This is a genomic window from Mycobacterium sp. (genome assembly GCF_050701515.1).
In the GTDB taxonomy this organism is placed as follows: Bacteria; Actinomycetota; Actinomycetes; order Mycobacteriales; family Mycobacteriaceae; genus Mycobacterium.
The window spans coordinates 1-5,117 of sequence record NZ_JBOGDB010000172.1 but is presented as its reverse complement, the minus strand read 5'-3'; the positions used below and the strand labels follow the sequence as shown (position 1 = coordinate 5,117).

Sequence of the window (5,117 nt, the reverse complement as noted above, 5' to 3'; positions counted from 1 at the left end):
TGGCCGTAGTCACCGAGGTGGGCGAGAACGGCAACTACAAGGTGATTGAGCAGAATTATTCGTACTGGGACGGCAAGGACGCGAACGACCCTGCGACGGTCCGCCCGCACAACCTCAGCGAAACCGGCACCGGCCTCAAAGTCCTGGGATACCTGCGCCCGAAACTGTGACCTTCGCCCACGCTGCGGTGCCAAGATCGGATAGAGGCAAACGAACCAGTGCGCAGGAGGATCGCAGTTGTCTGACTTCCGGTCGGTCGAACTCAATGACGAAAACCCGGACCCGAGGGTCGCCTGTGTGGTTCTCGCCGACGTATCGGGGTCGATGCAGGGTGAGCCGATTGGGGCTCTGGAACGTGGGTTCGCCGCCTTCACGCACTACCTGCACAACGAGACCCTGGCCAGCAAGCGCGTCGAGGTCGCCGTCGTGACGTTCGGGACGGTCGCCACGGTGCTGGTTCCGATGCAGGAGGCGCGCGCGCTGCAGCCGGCCTCGTTCACGGCGTCGGGCACGACGAACATGGCCGCGGGCATCCACCTCGCGATGGACATCATCGAGGACCGCAAATTCGCCTACAAGGCGGCGGGGCTGCAATATTACCGGCCCTGGATCCTCCTGTTGACCGACGGAAAACCGAACATCGACGGCTTCGACGACGCGGTGGCCAGGCTCAACGCCGCCGAGATGGCGAGGGGGGTAACGGTTTTCGCGGTCGGCGCCGGGCCCAAGGTCGACTATCAGCAGCTGGCTCGGCTGTCGGTTCAGCGCTCGCCGGCCCCGTTGGACGGACTAAAGTACGAAGAGCTCTTCGAATGGCTGTCCGCGTCACTGAGCAACGTGTCCAACTCCCAGGAGTTCGCGCGCAACGACGAGGCGCTCAGCACCATGGGTGACCGCGTTCCGCTGCCCTCGGTCAGCGGGTGGACGAGCGCGTGACGCAGACCCCCGTCGCTCCGCACGAGCACGCGGAGTGGCTGGTGTGCGGCGCCTCGGTGACCGGGTCTCTGCACGAACAGCGCGGACTGGGATGCGACGACGCCTACGGGTACGGCGTCGTCGGTGATTTCGTCGTCGCCGCGGTGGCCGACGGCGCCGGGTCCGTTACCGGCACGTCCGCGTGGGGGTCCTACGCCGCGTGCCAGAGCATTCTTCTCAACGCGATGCAGCCGCGGTTCATCCACGACTTTCACACGGCGCCCGGCGAATACGCCGAGACGCTGATGCGCTGGCTGTTCGACTGCGCCGTCCAGCGCGTCGCCGACCAGGCCGAGGCCATGCGGGTCGAGGTGTCTCGTCTGTCCACGACGCTGTGTGTGGCGCTGGCCCACCGCGAAGCCGCCTTCTTCGGACAGGTCGGCGACGGCGTCATCGCCACGGAGCACGACGACCGTATCGAGACGGTACTGATCGAGCCCAAGGATGACTACGCCAACACCACCTGGTTCATCCAGTCCGACGCCGCGTTCGAAGAGTCGTATCGGACCGTGATGCAAAAGGGGGTAACGGCTTTCGCGCTCAGCACCGACGGGATGAGCTACAAGATCACGAATGTCGCCACCGGCGAAGCGTACGAGCCGTTCTTCCGCGGATCGTGGCAGCAGGTCCGGTCCGGGGCGAGCGCCGACAACTTCGCCGCCCTGCTGCGCGGCATCGAGGACGACCAGACCGGCGACGACAAGACCATGGTGCTGGCCGCGCTTCCGCAGCCCGGCGAATCGTCCGGCCTGATGCGCCCGGTCGTGAGTTGCAGCGCCGCGCCGGGCGAGGCCGCGGTCGCGGCCGGTCAGCCGTCGGAGCCGGAAACCGATCCGCTCCAGGCGGGTTCGCGTCGGCGGCGTCGGTGGATGCGGGCAAGGAAACCGAAGTGAGCACGGGGCCGAACCCGACCTTCACTCGGCTGCGACTCGAGACCGGCGAGCCCCTCGCGCTGGGGCCGATGCTGGGCAAGCCGGCCGGCGAGGGCACCATCTACCAGGTTCTCGGACACCCGCAATGGGTGGCCAAGGTCTTCCATCCCACGCTCACCGACCTGCCGGAAAAGCTCGGCAAGGTCGGCGCAATGATCCAGTCGTCCCCGCCGGGCGCCACCCAGCCGAACGGGTTCGCCGTGTTGACCTGGCCGCTGCACACCGTCGCCGACGATCGCGGGCCGATCGGGTACGTGATGCCGAGGATCGACACCGCGACGGCGGTCGAGATCCACACCATGAGCAATCCGTACGACCGGCAGAACCCGCCGCCGAACGCGCGGTGGACCAAGAACGCCACCTGGGGGCATCTGCTCAATGTCGCGGCGAACCTGTGCCTGGCCGTGGAGGTGGTGCATCGAGTCGACGCGGTGATCGGCGACTTCCAGGAACGCAACATCCTGGTGGCCGACACCACGGAGGTGACGCTGGTCGACTGCGACTCAATGCAATTCACCGACCGAACCGGCCGACGGTATCTGTGCGGGGTTGGGCGTCCGGAGTTCACCGCGCCGGAACTGTCCGGGATCAATCTGCGCACCCAGGCCAGGGAGAAGCCGTCGGACCTGTTCGCGCTTGCGGTACATATCCACCTGCTGTTGATGGCCGGCAACCATCCGTTCATGCGAGGCACCTGGGTCGGCGACGGCGAGCAGCCCGACGCGATGACGCTGGCCAAGACCGGACATTGGGCGGGCGGACCGTCATCGCTACTGCACACCCATCCGCTGGCTCCGCCCGTCACGTTCCTGCCGCCCGAAATCCAGCAGCTGTTCGCGCGCGCGTTCACCGTCGGGGTGCACGACCCGACCCAGCGTCCGACGGCGGCGGAGTGGCGGGCCGCGCTATCAAGGCTCCGGCTGGCCAGGTGCCCACGGCTGTCCCACGAGATCCCGGTCGGGTGCGCGACCTGCCCGTGGTGCGCCATCGACGACGAACGCCAGGCACGCCGACTACGGTCGGGTGGGACCGGCCCCCAGCCCCTCCGCGCGGTGAACCGTCCGATGCCGCCGCGCGCTCGCACTCCAAAGAATAATCAGGACAATCCTTTTGGGTTGAGCACGCGCATTCTCCTCGCCGGGATTCTGACCGTCGTCCTGATCGTCGTCGCCCTGTCCGTCTTCATTGTCTGGGCGCTGCTCAGCGGCGCGACGACGTTCGGCGCCACCGGCCCGCTTGACCCGGGTCAGCGGTGGGAACGCTCGCCGCCCGGGGGAGTGTTCATCGCGATGGGGTCGGGCAGTGCGACTGTCGGCGATCCGGGCAGTGCGATGGTTCCGCCGACCTGGCGGACCAGCACTTCACCCGTGTCGAGGTTGACCAATTGCAACTCGCCGAGCGGGGCGGTGGGTACCGGATCGGTGAACGACGCCGGGGCATCGGTGTAGGCGACGGCGACGACGTTCTGCAGTTCGTAACCGGGCCAGGCCTGCCCGACGGGCGGCAGTTGCTCCAGCTTGTCGTCGGCGGGCGGCCCGAGTGGATCGCCGCTCGCGCACTGCAGGCGCGGCACGCCGGCCGGATCGACCATCACCGCGTTACCGGCTTGCAGCACCGCCTGAGTGGGCACCGCCTCGGCGCCCGAGTAGCGATGCATGCTCACCCAGGTGTCAGTCGTGAGGACCACCGGGGTGAGGGTGTTGAGATAGTACGGGATCTGCAGTGGCCGGATTCCGATGGCCTTCGCCCACGCGGTGGACTTATCCGGATGGCCGTCAAGGAAATTGGCGATCGCCGCCGCATCGCAGGCATTGCCGTCGTTGTGTCCGCCGTAGAGACCGGGGTGGGCGCCCGACACCAGCCGCACCCCGCGGTCGGGTGACGCCGGCAGCTGCTGGGTGATGGTTTGGATCGCCTTGGCGGCCTGCTCCGACACCGGCGGCCGAGCAACGACCATCGGTGGGGTGAACGGCTGGGATCCCGGTGTGTTGGCCGCGATGAGCACCAGGTCACCGTTCGAGTTACCGAAAATCGTTCCGCGCTGCGCGATGACCACAACCACCAGCGTCACGAGAACCACGAAGGTCAGCACGGCACCCGCGATGGTGAGTACCGGCTTGGCGCGCGGATCGGTCGGGCTGGGCGGATTCGGGTCGGCCCAGGTCGTCGACGTCTGATCACTCATCGGTATGAACGACGACGCCCTGGAACTTCTTCATGCTGTCTTTGGCGTCGGTGAACCGGGAATCGGTGGACTTGTCGAAATCCGCGGCGACATTCTCGTAGGCGTCGTCACCGTGCACCTGTTGCCCGAAAGGCAGATTCGCATCCGACTGGAAGACCTGATCCGACTGGTATCCGCCCGCGCCGATGGCTCCTCCTACCGGCACCAGGTCACCGGAAGCGTGCATGTGCACCGTGTGGATGTTCGGGTTGTCACCCTGCGTGATCGGGGACCCGTACGTGACCAGGTTCGTCACGTTGTACTTGTCCGAGGCGGCGATGTTCTGCGCGTCCATTCCGCCTTGACTGAAGCCAACGAGCATGACCTCGGTGTTGGTCCCGTTGGGACAGCTCTTCAACGCCTCGTCGATCTTGGCGGTGATTGCGGGATCCACCCAGCCACCTACCACCGACATGCTTCGCCATCCGTCGCGGTTCTCCGAGGCGTCCTGCCCTTTGAAATAGGCGATCAACCGGGTTTCGCCGTCGGGCCCCACCACTCTCTCGATCCGAACACCGTCGTCGTCCTTGTCGAACTCATCGCCCCTGTTCTGGATGTGCTCGAATAGGCCGGATGCGCCCGTCGGCGCCGCGCTGCCACTCTGCCCGCCGGTACCGCTGCGGCCCTCACTGATCCCTTCCTGCTCGTCGGCATTGCGCTGCAGATCAATTGCACTTTGGCGCAGCAGGGTGACGGCGGCCGACATGGCCCGGAACGAGTGGTCGCTCCACTGCGATCGGAAGCGGTCGGCGTCGGGCCCACGCCAGCTCGTGCTGGAGCCGATCAGCGAATGCAATGACATGGCATGCGATTCCAGAACGCCGGCATTCTTGTTGAACTGCGTTGCCAGCACCCGCAGCTGTCCAGGGTCTGCGCCGTAGTACGCCATGACTAGCGCCCGCTGGCCATTTGTTGGTCCTGGGCGTTGCGGCGCGCATCTTGCGACGCTGTCTGCAGGGTGGAGACGACGGCACGCAGCTGCGCGG

General features: G+C 66.6%; 4 protein-coding genes and 1 pseudogene. 3 read left to right on the top strand and 2 right to left on the bottom strand.

What is annotated here, in order from left to right:
- Positions 1-237 precede the first annotated feature (237 nt).
- Genes ACRDU5_RS14610 through ACRDU5_RS14600 form a run of 3 tightly spaced genes read left to right on the top strand, consistent with a single transcriptional unit; the run spans position 238 to position 3,355 of the window.
- Positions 238-936 (top strand): vWA domain-containing protein, encoded by a 699-nt coding sequence (locus ACRDU5_RS14610; RefSeq protein ID WP_526615305.1) that lies wholly within the window; start codon positions 238-240, stop codon positions 934-936.
- The gene (locus ACRDU5_RS14605) at positions 933-1,868 is read left to right on the top strand and encodes a protein phosphatase 2C domain-containing protein (protein WP_526615304.1); all 936 of its coding nucleotides are present in this window, start codon (positions 933-935) and stop codon (positions 1,866-1,868) included. Before ACRDU5_RS14610 ends, ACRDU5_RS14605 begins: the two co-directional genes overlap by 4 nt.
- Positions 1,865-3,355 carry a hypothetical protein gene (locus ACRDU5_RS14600; RefSeq protein ID WP_526615303.1) on the top strand — a complete coding sequence of 497 codons (1,491 nt, stop codon included), beginning with the start codon at positions 1,865-1,867 and terminating at the stop codon, positions 3,353-3,355. Before ACRDU5_RS14605 ends, ACRDU5_RS14600 begins: the two co-directional genes overlap by 4 nt.
- A gap of 47 nt (positions 3,356-3,402) precedes the next feature.
- Here ACRDU5_RS14600 and ACRDU5_RS14595 read toward each other — a convergent pair.
- Positions 3,403-3,864, bottom strand: a pseudogene (locus ACRDU5_RS14595) (DUF6777 domain-containing protein); the annotation flags it as partial.
- Between the two features lie 220 nt (positions 3,865-4,084).
- On the bottom strand, positions 4,085-5,020 hold the full coding sequence (locus ACRDU5_RS14590; RefSeq protein ID WP_526615302.1) for a WXG100 family type VII secretion target: 936 nt from the start codon (positions 5,018-5,020) through the stop codon (positions 4,085-4,087).
- Positions 5,021-5,117: the final 97 nt, after the last annotated feature.